Origin of the sequence: Ramlibacter aurantiacus (assembly GCF_016722895.1) — a bacterium.
GTDB lineage: Bacteria > Pseudomonadota > Gammaproteobacteria > Burkholderiales > Burkholderiaceae_C > Ramlibacter > Ramlibacter aurantiacus.
This window is the reverse complement of sequence record NZ_JAEQNA010000002.1, coordinates 15,177-33,598: the sequence shown is the minus strand read 5'-3', so window position 1 is coordinate 33,598 and position 18,422 is coordinate 15,177. Positions and strand designations below refer to the sequence as shown.

General features: G+C 70.6%; 19 protein-coding genes. 6 read left to right on the top strand and 13 right to left on the bottom strand.

Translation table 11 applies throughout. The features are described 5' to 3' along the window. Window positions 1-47: 47 nt before the first annotated feature. From JI739_RS08035 to JI739_RS07985, 11 genes are all read right to left on the bottom strand, one after another. Window positions 48-1,721: a complex I subunit 5 family protein gene (locus JI739_RS08035; protein WP_236589425.1), complete on the bottom strand. Its 1,674-nt coding sequence runs from the start codon at window positions 1,719-1,721 to the stop codon at window positions 48-50. Further along, a complete protein-coding gene (locus tag JI739_RS08030; RefSeq protein ID WP_201683375.1) occupies window positions 1,721-3,190 on the bottom strand; it encodes a proton-conducting transporter transmembrane domain-containing protein in 1,470 nt (489 codons plus the stop codon). Before JI739_RS08030 ends, JI739_RS08035 begins: the two co-directional genes overlap by 1 nt. Further along, window positions 3,187-4,689, bottom strand: coding sequence for a complex I subunit 5 family protein (locus tag JI739_RS08025; RefSeq protein ID WP_201683374.1), 1,503 nt, complete (start codon window positions 4,687-4,689; stop codon window positions 3,187-3,189). The genes JI739_RS08030 and JI739_RS08025 overlap by 4 nt, the downstream gene beginning before the upstream one ends. After that, entirely contained in the window at window positions 4,670-4,993 is a 324-nt protein-coding gene (locus JI739_RS08020) for an NADH-quinone oxidoreductase subunit K (RefSeq protein WP_201683373.1), read from the bottom strand. Before JI739_RS08020 ends, JI739_RS08025 begins: the two co-directional genes overlap by 20 nt. Beyond that, the gene (locus JI739_RS08015; protein WP_201683372.1) at window positions 4,990-5,916 is read right to left on the bottom strand and encodes a hydrogenase subunit MbhD domain-containing protein; all 927 of its coding nucleotides are present in this window, start codon (window positions 5,914-5,916) and stop codon (window positions 4,990-4,992) included. The genes JI739_RS08020 and JI739_RS08015 overlap by 4 nt, the downstream gene beginning before the upstream one ends. Continuing rightward, a complete protein-coding gene (locus tag JI739_RS08010) occupies window positions 5,913-6,221 on the bottom strand; it encodes a cation:proton antiporter (protein WP_201683371.1) in 309 nt (102 codons plus the stop codon). Before JI739_RS08010 ends, JI739_RS08015 begins: the two co-directional genes overlap by 4 nt. Continuing rightward, window positions 6,218-6,505: an MrpF/PhaF family protein gene (locus JI739_RS08005; RefSeq protein WP_201683370.1), complete on the bottom strand. Its 288-nt coding sequence runs from the start codon at window positions 6,503-6,505 to the stop codon at window positions 6,218-6,220. The genes JI739_RS08010 and JI739_RS08005 overlap by 4 nt, the downstream gene beginning before the upstream one ends. After that, entirely contained in the window at window positions 6,495-6,989 is a 495-nt protein-coding gene (locus JI739_RS08000) for a Na+/H+ antiporter subunit E (RefSeq protein ID WP_201683369.1), read from the bottom strand. Before JI739_RS08000 ends, JI739_RS08005 begins: the two co-directional genes overlap by 11 nt. 130 nt (window positions 6,990-7,119) lie before the next feature. After that, window positions 7,120-8,166 carry an MBL fold metallo-hydrolase gene (locus JI739_RS07995; protein WP_201683368.1) on the bottom strand — a complete coding sequence of 349 codons (1,047 nt, stop codon included), beginning with the start codon at window positions 8,164-8,166 and terminating at the stop codon, window positions 7,120-7,122. Window positions 8,167-8,189: 23 nt separating this feature from the next. Continuing rightward, window positions 8,190-8,849 (bottom strand): peroxiredoxin, encoded by a 660-nt coding sequence (locus JI739_RS07990; RefSeq protein ID WP_201683367.1) that lies wholly within the window; start codon window positions 8,847-8,849, stop codon window positions 8,190-8,192. Window positions 8,850-8,966: 117 nt separating this feature from the next. Continuing rightward, entirely contained in the window at window positions 8,967-9,608 is a 642-nt protein-coding gene (locus tag JI739_RS07985) for a DUF502 domain-containing protein (RefSeq protein WP_201683366.1), read from the bottom strand. Between the two features lie 145 nt (window positions 9,609-9,753). On the opposite strand from JI739_RS07985, the gene JI739_RS07980 reads away from it, so the two are divergent. The 4 genes from JI739_RS07980 to JI739_RS07965 all read left to right on the top strand — a co-directional run bounded on the left by JI739_RS07980 (window position 9,754) and on the right by JI739_RS07965 (window position 12,904). After that, entirely contained in the window at window positions 9,754-10,323 is a 570-nt protein-coding gene (locus JI739_RS07980; protein ID WP_201683365.1) for a DUF2238 domain-containing protein, read from the top strand. A gap of 12 nt (window positions 10,324-10,335) precedes the next feature. Then, complete coding sequence (locus JI739_RS07975) at window positions 10,336-11,076, top strand: ZIP family metal transporter (protein ID WP_201683364.1); 741 nt, start codon at window positions 10,336-10,338, stop codon at window positions 11,074-11,076. A 107-nt stretch (window positions 11,077-11,183) separates the two neighbouring features. After that, window positions 11,184-11,612: a DUF2231 domain-containing protein gene (locus JI739_RS07970; protein ID WP_201683363.1), complete on the top strand. Its 429-nt coding sequence runs from the start codon at window positions 11,184-11,186 to the stop codon at window positions 11,610-11,612. After that, window positions 11,609-12,904, top strand: coding sequence for a PQQ-dependent sugar dehydrogenase (locus JI739_RS07965; RefSeq protein ID WP_201683362.1), 1,296 nt, complete (start codon window positions 11,609-11,611; stop codon window positions 12,902-12,904). Before JI739_RS07970 ends, JI739_RS07965 begins: the two co-directional genes overlap by 4 nt. A gap of 6 nt (window positions 12,905-12,910) precedes the next feature. Here JI739_RS07965 and JI739_RS07960 read toward each other — a convergent pair whose 3' ends face one another. Continuing rightward, on the bottom strand, window positions 12,911-14,020 hold the full coding sequence (locus JI739_RS07960) for an endonuclease/exonuclease/phosphatase family protein (protein ID WP_201683361.1): 1,110 nt from the start codon (window positions 14,018-14,020) through the stop codon (window positions 12,911-12,913). A gap of 737 nt (window positions 14,021-14,757) precedes the next feature. Between JI739_RS07960 and JI739_RS07955 the strand changes: the two genes are divergently transcribed. Together JI739_RS07955 and murI are read left to right on the top strand one after the other, a co-directional pair. Then, window positions 14,758-16,299: a fumarate hydratase gene (locus JI739_RS07955; protein WP_201683360.1), complete on the top strand. Its 1,542-nt coding sequence runs from the start codon at window positions 14,758-14,760 to the stop codon at window positions 16,297-16,299. Continuing rightward, window positions 16,296-17,093 carry a glutamate racemase gene (gene murI / locus JI739_RS07950; RefSeq protein WP_201683359.1) on the top strand — a complete coding sequence of 266 codons (798 nt, stop codon included), beginning with the start codon at window positions 16,296-16,298 and terminating at the stop codon, window positions 17,091-17,093. Before JI739_RS07955 ends, murI begins: the two co-directional genes overlap by 4 nt. On the opposite strand, the gene JI739_RS07945 is transcribed toward murI, so the two are convergent. Further along, entirely contained in the window at window positions 17,090-18,379 is a 1,290-nt protein-coding gene (locus JI739_RS07945; RefSeq protein WP_201683358.1) for an MFS transporter, read from the bottom strand. The genes murI and JI739_RS07945 overlap by 4 nt on opposite strands. Window positions 18,380-18,422: the final 43 nt, after the last annotated feature.

The following is an 18,422-nucleotide window of genomic DNA, read 5'->3' as shown; positions in this document are numbered from 1 at the left end:
TAGCAGAGCCCGCGGGGGGGCGTGGCGATTTCGCCGCCGCTCGTCCATCAAGACAGCGCGAGGACGAAAACGAGCACGGACAGGCCCAACCCGGCCGCGACCGCTGGCCAACCCGCCAGCGGCCGCGCCAGCCTTTCCAGCACCGTCCAGCCCGCCCCCCCGCCCCAACCGGACGGGGGCGGGGCAGCGCCGGGCCCGGCCTCGGCATCCCGTCGCCACCAGGCCGCCCAGGCCGACTCGCCCCAGGCGGCCAGGTCGCCCACCGGGGGTGCCGGCATGCCCCCGCGCGAACGGCCGGCGACGAGCGCCAGCGCGGTCGCCAGCAGCAGGGGCCAGGCCGCGCTCCACAGCTTGGATCCCGACCCGAGTTCCGCCAGCGTCGGCCCACCCCGTGCGAGCGAGAACCACCACGGCGCCGCCAGGGCAGCCACGACCATCACCCCGAACGCGACCCGCATGGCCGCGGGTGCGGGCTGTGCCGCCCCGGCCGGCCCGGCCTTCTCCAGGAAAAGAAAGCGCAGCATCAGCAGCGCCGTGCCGGCCGCCGACCAGCCGGCCAGCGTCGCGGCCCAACCGGTGCCCAGCGGCTCCTTGGTGGCCAGCTTGGCGATGGCGCCGCCACTGAGCGGCAGGCCAGCGATGACCGCGCCCATCAGGGCGGCCGCGGCCAGCACCGCCAGCCGCACCCGTCCCGACTCCCGCGCCAGCAGGCCCGCCGACAGGAACAGGCCGCCCTTGGCCAGCCCGTGCTGCAGCGCCAGCAGGGTCAGCGCGAGGTAGCCGGCCGCGGGCCCGTCCGGCGCGCCCAGCGCCGCCCCCAGCACGGCCACCATCAGCCCCATCTGGCTCATCGTCGAATAGGCCAGCACCGCCTTCGGCAGCTGCTGCGCAAGCCCCAGCAGCACGGCCGCATAGGCGGTGAGCAGGCCGGTCCACGTCAGCACCTCCGGCCAGACCGGCAGGGCCTGGTCGGCCGGCAGGAACCGCATGAGCCCGATCAGCCCGGCCTTGACGATGGCGCCGCTGAGGACCGCCGAGGCGGGCACCGGCGCCGCCGAGTGGGCCAGCGGGAGCCAGCCATGCAGCGGCACCAGCCCGCACTTCAGGCCCAGCCCCACCAGCAGTCCCAGCACCGCGGCATCGCGCCAGGGTGCCTGCGCCAGCGCCTGCCGCACCGCCTCAATGCCGATGGAGCCAGCCGCGTCGACCGACAGCATGAGCCCCATCAGCAAAGCCATTTCGCCGAGCACGGCCAGGGCGATGTAGACGCGCCCGGCGCGCAGGCTGCCCGGAGCGCGGTCGTGGATGACCAGGACATAGGCCGGCAGCGAGACGGTGGCGAAGGCCAGGTAGAACGTGATCGCGTCCGCCGCCAGGCACACACCGAGGCTGCCCGCCAACGTGAGCTGCCAGAACCCGCAGAACATGCGCTCGTGCGGCTGGCCGGCGACGTAGCTGCGGCCATACAGGGCGGCGCAGGTCCAGATGAACGCGCAAAGGCCCAGGAATGCGGCGCCCAGGGCATCCAGGCGCAGGGCGGCGCCCAGCAGGGCCTGTGGCATGGCCACCTCGCTGCCGGATGGGACCAGCAACGCACAGAGCAGGCCCGGCGCGCCCCCCCACGGCAGCAGCCGCCTGGGCTGCCTGGCCACGGCACTGGCCGCGGCCAGCAGCAGCGGCACCAGCACCGTGGCGGCGATCAGGAAGGTGTGCCAGCGCATCATGGCGAGTACGTGCGCTCCACGATGAGCCTGGCCCACGCGAGGGGGCTCCAGGGCGTCCCGGCCAGCGCGCCCGCCCCCAGGCTGGCGATCGCGGTCGCCAGGGCCGGCCCCACCATGCCGAGCGCCCCCGTTTCGGCACGCGGCGGCGTGTCCTCCACCGACGGGCAGAACCAGACGCGGTGCAGCAGCGGCAGGAAGTACGCCGCGTTGAGCAGGCTGCTGGCGGCGAGCACGGCGATCACCCACGGCTGCCCCGCCTGCAGGCCGCCGATGCCCAGGTACCACTTGCTCACGAAGCCGGCCACCGGCGGCACGCCGATCATCCCCAGCGCCCCGATGCTGAAGGCCACCATGGTCAACGGCATGCGCCGGCCCGCCCCATCCAGCTGCTGCACCTGCGTCACCCCGATGCGCTCGGCCAGCACGCCGGCGCAGAAGAACAACGTGATCTTCATCAGTCCCTGGTGCACCAGGTGCACCAGTCCCCCCACCGTCGCATAGGGGCCGAACAGCGCCGCGCCCAGCACGATGTAGGAGACCTGGCTCACGGTGGAGAACGCCAGCCGCCGCTTGATGTCGGCCTGCTGCAGCGCCCGCACCGAGCCCCAGAGGATGGTGACGCTGGCCAGCACCGCCAGCGGCAGCCCCAGGCCCAGGCGTTCCACCAGGTCGATGCCGAACACGTCGTAGATCACGCGCACGATGCCGAAGGCGCCGGCCTTGACCACGGCCACCGCGTGCAGCAGCGCGCTGACCGGCGCCGGCGCCACCATGGCCGCGGGCAGCCAGCCGTGCAGCGGCACCAGCGCGGCCTTCACCCCCAGGCCGCCGACCATCAGGGCGAAGATCCAGCGCAGCGACTGCGCATCGCCTTCGTGAAGGCTGCCTTGGCGCACGAACTCGATCGGCCCGGTCTGCCCCTCCAGGCCGACGATGCCGGCCAGCAGCAGCGCGCTGCCGCTCATGGTGTAGGCCAGGTAGCGGCGGCCCGCGGCCAGCGAGGCGGCATCGCCCTTGTGCACCACCAGCGGCCAGGTCGCCAGCGTGAGCAGCTCGTAGAAGATGAAGAAAGTCACCAGCGTGCCGGCCAGCGCCACCCCGGTGGTGGCGGCCACGCACAGGCTGAAGAAGCCGAAGAAGCGCGAGAGGTTCGGCCCCTTGCCCAGGTAGCTGATGGCGTAGATGGTGGTGAGCAGCCACAGCCCCACCGAGAGCGTGACGAACAACAGCGACAGGGCGTCCACCCGCAGCAGCAGGTCCAGCCCCGGCACCAGCCGCAGCCGCGCCTCGTACGACTCGCCACCGGCCACGCCCCACAACATCACGCCCACCAGGGTCAGCTTGGCCAGCGCAGCGCCCAGGTTGAGGACCGTGCGGGTGCGGACCCGGCGCTCGGGCAGCAGGAAGATCACCAGCGCCGCGAACAGCGACGTGCCGATGGTCGCCAGCGGCAGCCAGGCGTTCACAGCGCCACCTCGCCGGCCCAGTGCGGCGCCAGCAGCCGTGCAGGCGCCGCCGACAACAGGCCCAGCCCGATCGCCCCCAGGGCCAGGACCAGCGCGATGACCTGCCGCCCCAACGGCACCGGCGAGTGCAGGGCAGGCCGCGCATCGGCCATGAAGCAGGACAGGGGCCGGAACAGGTAGGCGGCAGCCAGCAGGCCGCCCAGCAGGATCACCGCCGCCCACCACCACTGGCCGCTGCCCAGGGCCGCCGTGAGCAGCAGGTATTTGCCGGTGAAGCCGCCCGAAGGCGGCAGCCCCATCAGCGACACCGCCGCCAGCGCGAACGCGAACGCCGACACCGGCATCGCGCCGCCGACGCCGGCCATGCCGTCGATGCGGTCGTGGCCCAGGCCCTGCAACATCGCGCCGGCCGACAGGAACATCGCCGCCTTGGCCAGCGCGTGGGCCATCAGGTGGAAGGCCGCGCCGGTCCAGGCGGCGGCCGCCCACTCGTGATCCCGTGCCGCCGCCGCACCCAGCGGAAACACCAGCAGCACATAGCCCAGCTGGGCCACCGTGGAGTACGCGACCAGCCGCTTCAGGCGCTCTTCGCGCAGCGCCAGCAGCGACCCGAGCAGGATGGCGGCCGCGCCGAGAGCCCCCACCAGCTGCGCGAACGACGGGGTGGGCAGGCCGGGCAGCGCCTCGAACCACACGCGCAGCAGGATCACGATCGGCGCCTTCACCACCAGTGCCGACAGCAGCGCACTGGCGGGCGCGGGGGCCGCCGCGTGGGCCGGCGCCAGCCAGCCGTGCAGCGGGAACAGCGCGCCCTTGGCCAGCAGCCCGGTGGTGATCAGCGCCACGGCCAGCAACAGGTCGAACTCGCCGCCGCCCTGCAAGGGGATGGCCCGCAGGACGTGCAGGTCCAGCGTGCCGCTGCGTGCGTAGAGCAGCGCCACGCCCAGCAGGTAGGCGAGCGAGCCCGCGAGCGCCACGAACAGGTAGCGCAGTGCCGCCGCCAGTGCCGCTGGCGTCCCCTCCAGCGCCACCAGGGCCACCGCCGACACGGTGAGCAACTCCAGCGCCACGTACAGGTTGAACAGGTCGGCGCCGAGCAGGCTGGCGTGCAGCGCCGCGAGGATGCAGAACGCCAGCGGCCAGAACGCCGCCTCCTGGCGGGCCGGCCCTTCGGCCAACCCGGCCCGCGCGAAGACCAGGGCCGCCAGCGACACCAGCGACGCCACCAGCAGCATGGCGCCGGCGAGTCCGTCGAGCCGCAGGCTGATGCCCAGGGGCGGCCGCCAGCCGCCCACCGCCAGTTCGATGGCGCCGTGCTGCCACACCTGCGCGCACGCCAGCGCGGCGACGGCCACGTTCGCCAGGCCGGCGGGCCAGACGAGCGCGCGTGCCAGCACCGGCCACAGGGCCGCCGCCAGTGCCATGGCCAGGGGCCCCACGATGGCCAGCGCGGCCCAGGGCACGCCCGGCTGCGTCCAGTCAGTGATCCACGGCGGCATCCCCGTCCTCTTCCGGCAGCCGCGTGGCGCCCGTGTCTTCGTGCAGCCGCACGGCCAGTGCCAGCGCCAGCGCACTCGCCGCCAGCGACACCACGATGCCGGTGATGACCATGGCCAGCGGCACCGGGTCGGGCATGGCCTGCGGGCCGCGGGACGCCAGGCTGCCGAACAGCAGGAAGATACCGCTGCCCACCATGTTGAAGCCGATCACCAGCCGCAGCAGGTGCATGCGCACCATCAGGCCGTAGACGCCGATGGCGATCAGCGCCGCCCCGGCCAGGCCGAAGACCGTTGCGGTGCTCATGGCGCCTCTGCCGGCGGTCCCATGACCAGCAAGGCCAGCGTGGCCGCCACCGACACCGTGAGCCCGGCCTCCACCCCCCACACCAGCGGCTTGGCCCAGGCGGGCGGGATCACCAGCAGGCCGCCCCCCGGAATCGCCGCCGCCGCCACCCCCAGGAACAGCGCGGGGCCCAGCACCACCGCGGCGCGCAGGCGCGGGTCGGTCACGTGCGGAGCCGGCAGCACGCCGGCCATGGACACCAGCAGCCACACGGTGGCCAGGATGGTGCCGGCCTGGAAGGCGCCGCCCGGCGCGCTGGAGCCGGCCCAGAACAGGTGAAGCCCCACGACCAGGCCGATGGGTGGCAGCACCCGGGCGAAGGACGCCAGCACGCCCGTGGGATGGGCGTGGTCGCGCACCCCCGCGCGACCACCCCAGGCCGCGTCCTTCGAGACGGACCAGGCCCCCACCAGGGCCGCCAGCAGCACCACCGTCTCGAGCAGCGTGTCATAGCCGCGGAAATTCAGGAGCACCGCGGTCACCGGGTTGGTCACGCCCGTGCGCGACAGCTGCTCCTGCACGGACAGGTGCAGGCCGTTGGCGGCCGGCGCGCCCAGCACCACCGCGGCCAGTCCCCCGAACAGGGCCAGCGCGAGCAACGCCGCCAGCAATTGCCGGCCGGGCCCGACCGGGCGCGGGCCGCCCGGGGTCAGGCGCAAGCGCGCCGCCGCTCGCAGCAGCAACACCCCGGTCAGGCCGGCGCCGAGGGCCGCTTCGGCCAGGGCCACGTCGATGGCGCCGAGGCGCACCCACGCGACGGCGATGAACAGGCCGTAGGCCAGGAACATCACGACGGCGGTGAACACGCCCCGGGCCAGCACCGCGCCCGCGGCGATGCTTGCGAGCAGCGCGCCCAGCAGCGCATCGAAGACCAGGCCGTTCATGGCGCGGGGTCCTCCTCGTCCTGCGGACTGACCAGCGCCGAGCGCGCCACCAGCTGCGCCGCGGTGGCGGCCGCCAGCAGCGCCAGTGCCCACACCAGCAGCAGCTTGAACGCTTGCCACGGACCCGGGGCGTGCAAGGCCAGGCCGATCGCGACGAACCCCAGCCCCAGGTTGTCGGCCTTGGTCAGCGCATGCAACCGGCTGTGCGGATCGGGAAAGCGCAGCAGTCCCACCGTGCCGGCGACGAAGAACAGCAGGCCGACCCCCACCAGCACGAGCGCAGCGATCGAGAGCCATCCGTTCACGGCTGCTCCTCCTCGGGGTCGCCGGCTCCGTCGCGGCTGGCCGCCTTGACGAAGGCCACGGCGGCCGTCGCGGCCAGCAGCGCCAGGACCAGGGCGACGTCGAGTACCGCCTCGTCGCCCGACACCGCCGACAGCACCATCAGGACGCCGACACCGGCGGTGCCGCTCAGTTGAGCGCCCATCATCCGGTCGGCGCCGGTGGGCCCGCGCCAGATCCGCCACAGGCTGGCCGCCACGGTGAAGAGCAGCACCGCCGCGGCCGTCCACAGGGCTTCAGGCGGCATGGCCGTCCTCCCGGCTCGGGTCCGCTTCGCCCGAGGCGGCGCGCAGGTGCCGCTCGGTGCGCTCCACCTGCTGGCGGACCGGCTGGCCCACGTCCAGGCAGTGCACCAGCAGGTCCGGCCCCTGGTCGCCGGCGCCCATGCTGCCCGGCATCAGGCTCAGGATGTCTCCCAGCAGCATCCGGCGCGGACCCGGCGCCATCCGCAGCGGCAGCCGCAACCAGCCGGGGTGCATCGGCAGTCTCGGATCGAACGCGCGCCGGGCCACGTCCAGCCCGCCGAGCACGGAGTCGCGCGCGAACATGCCGAACAAGGCGAGCGTCGGCCACGCTCGCAAATGGCCGGGACGCGGCGGCAGCAGCCGCAGTGACAGCGCCGCGGCGGCCGCGGCGGCGAAGGCGCCGAACCACCACGCCCCTCGGTCCGCGCCCGTGACCACCAGCCACAGGACGGCCATGAGCAGGAAACGTCTGAAGAAAGAAACCATGCGTCCGGACCCTTGCCTCCTGGTTGGGGATCCGGCCCACGCTAGCAGAGCCGCGCGGCCGCGCATGACGGACCACGCCGCATTCGACGGCGGCGCTGGACCACGCCGCACGACGGCGGCGCTGGCGCGCCTACGGCTGCTGCGGCGACGCGCTCGCCAGCGGGTAACCCGCGTCGCGCCAGGCCTTCACGCCGCCATCGAGCGCCACCGCGCGCTGAAAGCCCATCTCGCGCAGGGTGGCCGCGGCCAGCGTGGAGATCCGGCCGAACTCGCAACAGGTCACGATATGGCGCGTCGGGTCGGGCAGTTCGTCGTTCACCCGCAGCTCCAGCTGCCCCCGCGGCAGCAGCCGGGCGCCGGGAATGTGCGCCGCCGTCCAGGCGTCGCGCTCGCGCACGTCCAGCACCACCAACTCGGTGTCGCCCCGCTCGATGCGCTCGCGCAGGTGGGCCATGGACATGAAGGGCACGGACGCCGCGGCTTCGGCCAGCATCTGGGCCACGGTCTTGCCGCCACTGAGGTTGGTCCGCAGCGCCTCGGTGATGTGGGTGGGCATCTGCAGGTTCAGGCTGCCCATCAGCGAGATGAACGCGGCGCGGTCGGCCACCTGCAGGCGCGGGTTGGACGCGAGTTCCTGGGCGATGGTGGTGTGCTCGCGCCCCTTGTATTCGTGCGCGGGAAACACGCGGGTGGCGCCGTCCAGCCGCAGCAGCTTGCCGAACAGGCTGTCGTAGAGCGCGCCGGCATCGCCCGAGGGCAGGTCGGTACGGCCGGTGCCGCCGATGAGCAGGGCGTCGCCGGTGAACACCCGGTCCTCCACCTGCAGGCACATCGAGTCGCGGGTGTGCCCCGGTGTGTGCAGCACCTGCAGCCGCAGCTTGCCGAGCACCACCATGTCGCCGTCGTCGACCCGCATCTCCACGGTGGGCGCGGTGGTCTCGCGGTGCATCACCACGGTGGCCCCGGCCTGGCGTGCCAGCGGCCTGCTGGCCGAGAAGTGGTCGGCGTGGGTGTGGGTATCGATCACGTACCGGATGCGCAGGCCATCGCGCGCCGCCAGCGCCAGGTAGCGGTCGACCTGGCTCACCTCGGGGTCGATCACCGCGGCGGCGCAGGTCTCCTCGCAGCCGACCAGGTACGAGCGGCATCCGCCGGTGGCGATCTGCTCGAAGATCATGGCGACGCTCGGCGTGCGCGGCGTCAGCCCGGCTGCTTGACCACGCGCAGGTAGGGCTTGACGGCCTTCCAGCCGTCCGGGAACAGCGTCTTGGCCTCTTCGTCGCTCACCGAGCCGGCAATGATCACGTCCTCGCCCTGCTTCCAGTTCGCCGGCGTGGCCACCTTGTGGCGCGCCGTCATCTGGATCGAGTCGAGCGCGCGCAGGATCTCGTCGAAGTTGCGGCCGGTGGTCATCGGGTAGACCAGCATCATCTTGATGCGCTTGTCGGGGCCGATCACGAACACCGAGCGCACCGTCTGGTTGGTCGCCGCCGTGCGGCCATCGGACGTGCCGGGCTCCTCGGCCGGCAGCATGTTGTAGAGCTTGGAGACATTGAGGTCGCGGTCCGCGATGATGGGGTAGTTGACCTTGGCCCCCTGAGTCTCCTCGATGTCCGAGAGCCAGCGCTGGTGGCTGTCCACCGGGTCCACGCTCAATCCGATGAGCTTGGCCTGGCGCCGCGTGAATTCGGGTTCGATCCGGGCCATGTAGCCCAGCTCCGTGGTGCACACGGGAGTGAAGTCCTTGGGATGCGAAAACAGGATGGCCCAGCCATCGCCGATCCATTCGTGGAAATCGATGGTGCCCTGGGTGGTCTCGGCGCGGAAATTGGGCGCCACATCATTGATGCGCAACAGCATGGAGGTCCCCTGTGGAAGCTGCGGCGGCGGCCGCGGGAGGGGCATGATGCGGCGCTGAAAACGGCGGTGTCAAGGCGCCTGGCGAGAGCGGCCAGGCCCGGGGCGCCATCGATCGATTCAGAAGCCCGATTGCGGGCTTGCCGCCGACACACCCTTGGGCTGGCCGGCGGTGCCGGGCCTGGCTTCCATCCAGGCGATCAGTGACGAACGCATGGCCTCTTCCACCGTCATGTTGATCGGCGTGACCCAGCTGCTGGGCACAAACACGGTGTAGCCACCGATCATGTACCCCATGGGCAGGTAGACCGCCACGCGCTCCCCGGGCAGGAAACCAGCAGGCAGGTCGGCAAAGCCGCGGCGGGTGACCAGGCCCACCACTTCGAGTTCATGGCCCGGCATGCGCAGCACCACCACCACCTGCTGGGTATCGGACTTGGCCCGGGGTGCGAAGTAGTCGGAGAAGCTCTTCAGGGCCGAGTAGATGCTCTTGACGACCGGCAAGCGCGTGAAGGGCAGCTCGATCAACGCCAGGGCCTCGCGCACCTGCGACTTGGACAACACGGCCCCGATGCCCACGATGATCGCCACCCCGAACAGCAGCCCCATGCCCGGCACGTAGAAGCTGCCGATGAGCGGCCGCAGCAGGCCGAGCGCGATCGACTCGACCCACCCCAGGAAAAGGAGCAGCACGTAGACCGTCAACGCGAGCGGCAGCACGGCGAGCAAGCCGCGGAAGAAGTACCTGTACAACCGCTTCATCAGGCCAATTTAGCACGCGCGGCCAGGCGCACCGGGGTGCAGGCGAGCGCAGCTGCCGTGGGGCGGCATGGGGCGGCGTACTACAGCCGAATCGCGCGCCGCCTTGCATGGGGTCCAGGTCGAATGGCCCTAAGGTCGCTCCAGCATGGGAAGCACACAGGCTCGAGGGTTGGGGCTGCACGGGCAGGCTTGGCAGGTGCTCGGCTGGGCCGGCGTGGGAGCCATCGCGTCCCTGCTGGTGCTCACGCTGGCGCGACAGCAGTGGGCCATGACCGTGAGCCTGGCGGTCTTCCTCGCGGCAAGCTGGGGCATCGTGGGGCTGCTGAGCCGGTTGCCGAGTTTCCTGCGCTTCCTGCTCGTGCTGGTGGCGCTGCTGAACGGCGCGGGCGGCACGTTCGACTGGTTCGAGACCCATGCCTGGTTCGATGAACTCGTCCACACCTACGGCGGCTTCGCCGGATTGGCGGCGATCGGCTACCTGCACGCGCGCGACAGCGAGGCGAAGCAGGACTGGCTCGTGGCGTGGTGCGTCGGCATGGGCCTCGCCCTGGGCATCGGATGGGAAGTACTGGAGGGACTGATGGGAGACCTCGAGTTCGTGGACACGCTGACCGACATCATCGCGGACACGGTGGGCGCGGCCCTGGGCGGCGCATTCGCCCGGCACGCGCTGCGGGCCGGGCAGGCAGGACCGAGGCCGTTCCTGCGCGCCTGACCCCCTTCCATCATGGGCGACGCGAACGACTACCTGCAGCTGGCCTGGCTCGTGTTGCTTCCGGCCGGCGGCGCGCTGGCAGGCGCGCTCGCCGCCGAGTGGACCCGGCTGCCGCGCCACGCACTCGGCGCACTGCTGCACGCGGCGGCGGGAGTGGCCGTCGCCGTGGTGAGCGTGGAGCTGATGCCGCGCATCCTGGAGGACATCGCCCCCTGGCAACTGGTGCTCGGATTCCTGCTGGGAGCCGCTGCGTCGGTGGCCATGGTGAAGCTGACGCACGGGGCCGTGCGCCGTCTCGAGCTGGGTGGCACCGGCGGCTGGAAGGTGTACCTGGCGATCGCGATCGACATGGCCGGCGACGGGCTCATGGTGGGCATCGGCTCGGCGGTTTCCGGCGGTGTCGGTCTGACGCTGGCGCTGAGCCAGGTGGTGGGCAACCTGCCCGGCGGCTTCGTGACGGTGGCCAACCTGCGCGACAAGCAGGTGTCGCGCGCGGTCCGCCTGGGAGCGGCGGCGTCGCTGCTCGTGCCGGTGATCGTGGGTGCGGCGATCGGCTATTGGCTGCTGCGAGGCCAGGCGGCGAGCGTGCAGAACATGGCCTTGGCGTTCGTGGCGGGCATGCTGCTCCTGGCCACGATCGAAGACCTGGTGCCCGAGGCGGACGAGCCGCAGACCCGCCGCCGCTACACCACGGCGGCGTTCGCCGCCGGCTTCGTGTTCTTCGCCCTGCTGTCCCTGTACGTCGGCACTTGAGCGCGGGCGATGAAAGCCTTGCAACCAGAAGCGCGGCCAGCCCCACGGCGCACGCACTTTTCGGTAGGGTGAGGGCATCGACAAACCGTGAACTGGAGCGCGTCCAAGTGGCCCACACTCTCGCCGCCCGGTACTCCCAGGCCATCCACCCGTTCCATGCCGTCCTGGTGGCGGGCGGCATGGTGCTTTTCCTCGGCGCGACCTTGAGTGACCTGGCGTATGCCGCGACCTACCATGTCCAGTGGACGAACTTCGGCTCCTGGCTGATCCCGGGTGCGCTGCTGCTCACTGGCCTGGCCCTGCTGTTCACCCTGGCAGACCTCATCCGCGTCCATCGGCGCGCGGCGGGCATCGGCGCCTATGCCGTCGTGCTGGTCATCACGTGGATCCTGGGCTTCATCAACGCGCTGGTGCACGCGCGCGACGCCTGGGGAGCCATGCCGATGGGCCTGTGGCTGTCCGTGATCACCACCGTCCTCGCCGCCGCCGCCACCTGGCTCGGGTTCTCGCACCGCCACCCCGGAGTGCCACGATGAAGCGCCCTCACCTGCTCGCCCTTGCCACCGCCGGCCTGCTGCTGGCCGCCTGCGGCGACGATCCGTCGGCGCCGCAGTACGGCACCCAGGTCGAGTTGCCGGCACCGCAACGGGGGCTGCTGCCCGCGATGGACATCGCCGAGCCCGTGGGATGGGGCGACCAGCGGCCGACGGTGCCGCAGGGCTACACCATCACCGCCATCGCCACCGACCTTCAGATCCCGCGCCAGACGCTGCTGCTGCCCAACGGCGACATCCTCGTGGCCGAAGGCAAGGGCGGCAATGCGCCCAAGCTGCTGCCCAAGGACGTGATTGCGGGCTACATCAAGTCCAAGGGAACCTCCTCGGTCAAGAGCGGGGACCGCCTGACCCTGCTGCGCGACGCCGACGGAGACGGCACCTATGAAACGCGCACGGTCTTCGCCAGCGACCTCAACGCGCCCTACGGGCTGGCGCTGATCGACCGCAGCCTGTTCGTCGCCAATCAGGACGCACTGGTGCGATTCGACTACCAACCGGGCCAGACCAAGGCCAGCGCGCCGCCTGAGAAGGTCACGGACCTGCCCTCGGAGATCAACCATCACTGGACCAAGGCACTCACGGCAAGCGCGGACGGCCGCTTCCTCTACGTGGGCATCGGCTCGAACAGCAACATCACCGAGCGGGGGATGATTGCGGAGGTCGACCGGGCGATGATCTGGCAGGTGGACGCCCGCACCGGCTCGCACAAGCCCTATGCCACGGGCCTGCGCAACCCCACGGCCCTGACGATCCAGCCTGGTAGCGGCCAGCTGTGGGCGGTGGTGAACGAGCGCGACGAGCTCGGCGCCAATCTCGTGCCGGACTACCTCACGGCCGTGCGTGAGGGCGGCTTCTACGGCTGGCCCTACAGCTACTGGGGCAAGAACGTCGATGACCGGGTGCGCCCGCAGGATCCGCAGAAGGTCGCATCGGCCATCACGCCCGACTACGCCCTCGGCGCCCACGTGGCGGCCCTCGGCGTCGCGTTCTCCAACGCGGCGATGGGCTCATCTTTCAACGACGGGGTCTTCGTCGGCGAGCACGGGAGCTGGAATCGATCGCAACCGGTCGGCTACAAGGTGGTCTTCGTTCCTTTCCGCAACGGTCGTCCCGCCGGGGCGCCGGTCGACTTCGTGACCGGCTTCCAGGGACCGGATGGCAAGACCCGCGGCCGGCCCGTGGGCGTGACGGTGGACCCGCGCGGTGCGCTCATCGTGGCGGACGACCTGTCGAACACCGTCTGGCGGGTGGTGCCGGCGCAGAACCGCTAACCGCTGTCACTCGTCGAGCGCGGCGGCAGCCTCGATGGCGGTCTTGGCTTCGTCCAGGTCGCCCGCATGAAGCGCCGGCGCTTCAGGATGCGCCGCACTTTGCGGCAGCAGGCACAACTGCGCGGACACCGCATAGTGGTCGGAGCCGAACGCGGGCAGGCGCCCCCAATCCAGCAAGGCGAATCGACGGCTGAACAGGATCTGGTCCAGCGGCCATGACTGCAGCAGGCTGCCGACCTTGTAGGTCGGCAAGACTCCGCGGCCCAGGCGCGGATCCAGGAGTTCGCCCACGCGCATGGCGCGGCGTACCACCCGCTCCCACGGCACGGCATTGAAGTCGCCAGCCACGATCACAGGGTCGTTCTCCCCGCGCGCCTGCAGCGCCACATGCATCAACTGACCATCGCGCGCGGTGGTCGGCTGCGACCAAGCCTGCGGCGGCCGCGGATGCAGGGCATGAAGCCGAACGAGACGTCCGTCCGGCAGGCGCAACCCGGAGCTGAGCATGGGCGTGTCGGCGCCGAACAGGTATTTGAATTCGGGAGACACGAGTTCGTATCGGGAGAACACGTGCATGCCGTAGAAGGAGTCCCGGCCGGGGATCGCCTGTACGACCTGCGAGAAGTCGCTGCGCAAGGCCACCAGATGCTCGTCCCACCAGGGGTCAGTCTCCATCACCACGAGGACGTCCGGCCGCACCCGCGCGACGAGTTGGATGAACGCCTGCGCCAGCTGGTTGTCCCGCTGGACGTTCGCGACCATGATGCGCAGCCGCGCCGGCGGCTCGCAGGCGTCGGTCGCAGGCACCTGCCGCGCGAACACGGGAAGGTAGGGATGCACGCGGTACAAGTGATAGGCCAGTCCCCCCAGTCCCAGGAGCAGCGCGGCCATCCCCAGCGCGCCCAGGCGCGGCCTGAGCGCCGCCAGTGCGGCCAGCATCAGCAGCATGGCGATGACCAGTTGCAAGCGGACAAAGTCCAGGTAGCGAACCCACCAGACATTGGTTTCGGCCAGCGTCACGAGCGAAGCCAGGCCTGCCACCGCGAGCAGGCCCAACACCGCCCGTCCGCTCCACCGCCGCCAAGGGCCCTGTTTCCTCAGTCCAAGTTCATGCATGGCACCTCCTTCGATCGTGCGGCCCGGCGCCACCGGGTGCGATGCCGCCGCGCGCTCGCAATCATGCTGAAGCCTCCCGACGCAGGGGCAACGGACGCGATCGTTTGGAGATCAACCGCGTCCGATGTCACGGCAGTGCGGCCCACTCGCGGTACAGGTCGAACACTTCTTCCGCATTGTTTTCCAGACTGCTGAAGACGACCAACATGCGACTGTTCGTCCGGTTCCACGCAATGCGTTGCCCACCAAATCCCCAAGCCCGGCAACTGTCGCGATGCCGTGGGTTGTCGGTCCAGACGAAGTAGCCAAATCCACGATGCAGGCTGAACCCGACGTTGCTCTTGTTGGCAATCTGCGTGCTGGTCGCCGAGCGACCTGAGCACGGTGCCTTCCATGTGCTTCGACAGCGGCTGCCCAGCGGCGGCCTGCACCATGAGGCCGAGTACGAATGCGTCCATCTCCTTGTATTCGAAAGACTCGCCGGCCTGCAACGGTTTGCCAAGGAAACTTGTCCGCTTCTGGAGGACCGGCGGCAGCAAGTCGCGCCACGGCGCTTGCCCGGCATGGGTCACGCTGCACCTTTCTAACAAGCAGAGCAGTTGGCTCCGAGCAATGTAACGAGCGTGTTACAGGCTTCGACACAGCCGCCGAATCCTGGGCCTGCCGCCGCTGCCACGGCAGTGGCTGAAGGGCGGGTGGGATAATCCGCCGCAGCGCCTGCAACCCTCTCAAGCGACATGACAACCACCATCAAGGCAGCCGACCTGATCGAATCGATCGCCGCCGCGCTGCAGTACATCAGCTACTACCACCCCGCCGACTACATCGCCCATCTCGCCCGCGCCTACGAACGCGAGCAGAGTCCGGCGGCCAAGGACGCGATCGCGCAGATCCTCACCAACAGCAAGATGAGCGCGATCGGGCATCGTCCCATCTGCCAGGACACCGGCATCGTCAACGTCTTCCTCAAGATCGGCATGGACGTTCGCTTCGAAGGCTTCGGCGGCAGCCTGGAGGACGCCATCAACGAGGGCGTGCGTCGCGGCTACAACCATCCCGACAACACCCTGCGCGCCAGCGTGGTGGCCGACCCGCAGTTCGACCGCAGGAACACTCGCGACAACACGCCCGCCGTGGTGTTCACGCAGATCGTGCCCGGCGACAAGCTCGACATCACGGTCGCGGCCAAGGGCGGCGGCAGCGAGAACAAGACCAAGTTCGCGATGCTCAACCCCAGCGACTCACTGGTCGACTGGGTGCTCAAGACCGTGCCCACCATGGGCGCGGGCTGGTGCCCCCCGGGCATGCTGGGCATCGGCATCGGCGGCACCGCCGAGAAGGCCATGCTGATGGCCAAGGAGTCGCTGATGGAGGACATCGACATGTACGAGCTGCAGCAGCGCGGCCCGGCCAGCAAGGCCGAGGAGCTGCGCCTGGAGCTGTACGAGAAGGTGAACGCGCTGGGCATCGGCGCCCAGGGCCTGGGCGGCCTCACCACCGTGCTCGACGTCAAGATCAAGATGTACCCCACGCACGCGGCCAGCAAGCCCGTGGCCATGATCCCCAACTGCGCGGCCACGCGCCACGCGCACTTCGTGATGGACGGCTCGGGCCCGGTCTACCTCGACGTGCCCAGCCTCGAGCTGTGGCCCGACGTGCAGTGGACGCCCGACACGCAGAAGAGCCGCCGCGTGAACCTGGACACGCTCACCCGCGAGGAAGTCGCCTCTTGGAAGCCGGGCGAGACGCTGCTCCTGAACGGCAAGATGCTCACCGGCCGCGACGCGGCCCACAAGCGCATCCAGGACATGCTGGCACGCGGCGAGAAACTGCCGGTGGACTTCAGCAACCGGGTCATCTACTACGTGGGCCCCGTCGATCCGGTGAAGGACGAGGCCGTGGGCCCGGCCGGCCCCACGACCGCCACGCGCATGGACAAGTTCACCGACATGATGCTGGCGCAGACCGGGCTGATCGCCATGATCGGCAAGGCCGAACGCGGGCCGGTCGCGATCGAGGCGATCAAGAAGCACCGCAGCGCCTACCTGATGGCCGTGGGAGGCGCGGCCTACCTGGTGTCCAAGGCCATCAGGCACGCGAAGGTGCTGGGCTTCGAAGACCTGGGCATGGAAGCGATCTACGAGTTCGACGTGGTGGACATGCCAGTGACCGTGGCCGTCGATGCCGGCGGCACCAGCGCGCACATCACCGGACCCGCCGAGTGGCAAAAGCGCATCGCCACCGGCGACTTCAAGAACATTCCGGTCGCCGCGATGTGAGCCCGTCGCCCATCGGCGTCTTTGACAGCGGCATCGGGGGCCTGAGCATCCTCAGGGCCCTGCGTGCCGCACTCCCGGGCGAAGACTTCGTCTACTACGCCGACACCGGGCACGCGCCCTACGGTGAACGGGGCGACAAGTTCGTGGCCGAGCGTTCGCTGGCCGTGACGCGCGAATTGATGGCCCGGCACGGCATCAAGCTGCTGGTGGTGGCCTGCAACACCGCCACGGCGGCAGCCATCGCCCGGCTGCGACAGACGTGGCCAGAACTGCCCATCGTGGGCGTGGAGCCGGCACTCAAGCCGGCCGCCAAGGCGACGCGCAGCGGGCATGTCGGGGTGCTGGCCACGCGCGGGACCCTGGCCAGCGCCAAGTTCGCGCAGTTGCACGACTCGATCGGTGGACAGGTGCGCTTCCACCTGCAGCCCTGCGACGGCCTGGCCGCTGCCATCGAGGCGGACGATGCCGCCCTCGTCGAGACCTTGTGCCAGCGCTACCTGACCCAGCTGGGGCTCGGGCCGGGCGGGCGCCGTGACATCGACACCTTGGTCCTGGGTTGCACGCACTATGCCTTCGCCACCGAGGTCATCGCACGCATCGTCGGCCTGGACGTGCGCATCCTGGAAACCGGCGAACCGGTGGCGCGCCAGACCGCGCGCCTGCTGGCTGAGCGTGGGATCGTGAATCAACCAGGCAGGAGCGGGCATTGCTTGTTGCTCGGATCCGGTGTGCCTCAAGCGTTGCAAGCCGCGGCGACGCGCTGGCTGCCTGGCTTCGTCAACCAGGCGCGCTAAGCCACCGCTGCAGCCCGGCCACGGCGGACGTTCACGCGTGCCAGCAGCAGCAGGCCGCCGACGAATAGCAAGGCTGTCGAGAAGATGGCCACCCGCTGGTTGCCCCCGGCGGCCCAGGTGACCAGTCCGTACCCCAGCGGTCCGACGATGCTGGCCAGGCGCACGGCGAAGGTCCAGAGGCCGAAGAATTCCGCCAGCCGTTGCGGCGGGGCGAAGTAACCCACCAGGGCGCGACCGGCGGACTGGCTCGAGCCCATGCACAAGCCAGCGATGGTGGCGGCGATCCAGAAACTGCCCTTGGTGGTGGCAAGCCCGGCGATGACACAGGTGGCGATCCAGCCGACGAGCGTGCCGGCGAGCGCCGCGCGGTGGCCGATCCGATCCTGCAGGTGGCCCCAGGCGAAGGCGCCGGCGGCCGCCGCGGCGTTGAGCGCGAAGATCAGCACCATCGTCTCCTGCGGCTGGAAACCGATCACCTGCTCGGCGTAAATGGCCGCCAGCGTGATGGCCACCGCCACCCCGCCCTGGTAGCAGACCACGCAGGCCATCAGCCACATGAAGTCACGGTACTGCCGGGCGTGCGAGAGGGTTTGGCGCAGACGCTGCCAGGACGCGGCCATGCCGCCTTGCGGCGACGACCCCGCGCGAGCGACCGCCCGCTCACGCAACAGGGCGAAGGTGACACTCGACGCAGCCGCGTACACCAGCGCGGTGATCACCATGGTCACCGGAACGAACTGAGTCGCTGCGCGCCCTTGCGCCTGCGCCCAAAGGACATACGCGAGGCACAGCCCCAGGGTGAACATGCCGCCCACGTAGCCCAGCGCCCAGCCCCAGCCACTAACCTTGCCCATGTCCTGCGGCCGCGCCAACTCGGGCAGGAAGGCCGCGACGAGCGACTCGCCCCAGGAATAGAACACGTTGGACGTGATCACCAGCACGATCGCCAGCGGCAAGGCGCCGGGCCTGGCGAACGCCAGTGCGGCGGTACTCAGCGCACAGCCCACGGTGATGCCGATCAACAGGCGCTTCTTGGCGCCACGGGCGTCGGCCCAGGCGCCCAGGGCTGGCGTGGTGAGCATCACGATGGCGTACGACAGGCTCAGGGTGGCCGTCCAGGCGAACGTGGCCCAGGGCGCCCCGCCGCCGATGGCGCCGACGAAGTACGCCGCGAACACGGCGGTGATGACGACGGTCGTGTAGCCCGAATTGGCGAAGTCGTACATGGCCCAGCCGAACACCTCGCGCCGGCGCACCCCGGGGTTCAGCGCCTCAGACCAGGCCATGCGATCGGGTGGATGCGAGAGAGGTCGCGCGACGCATGCGAAA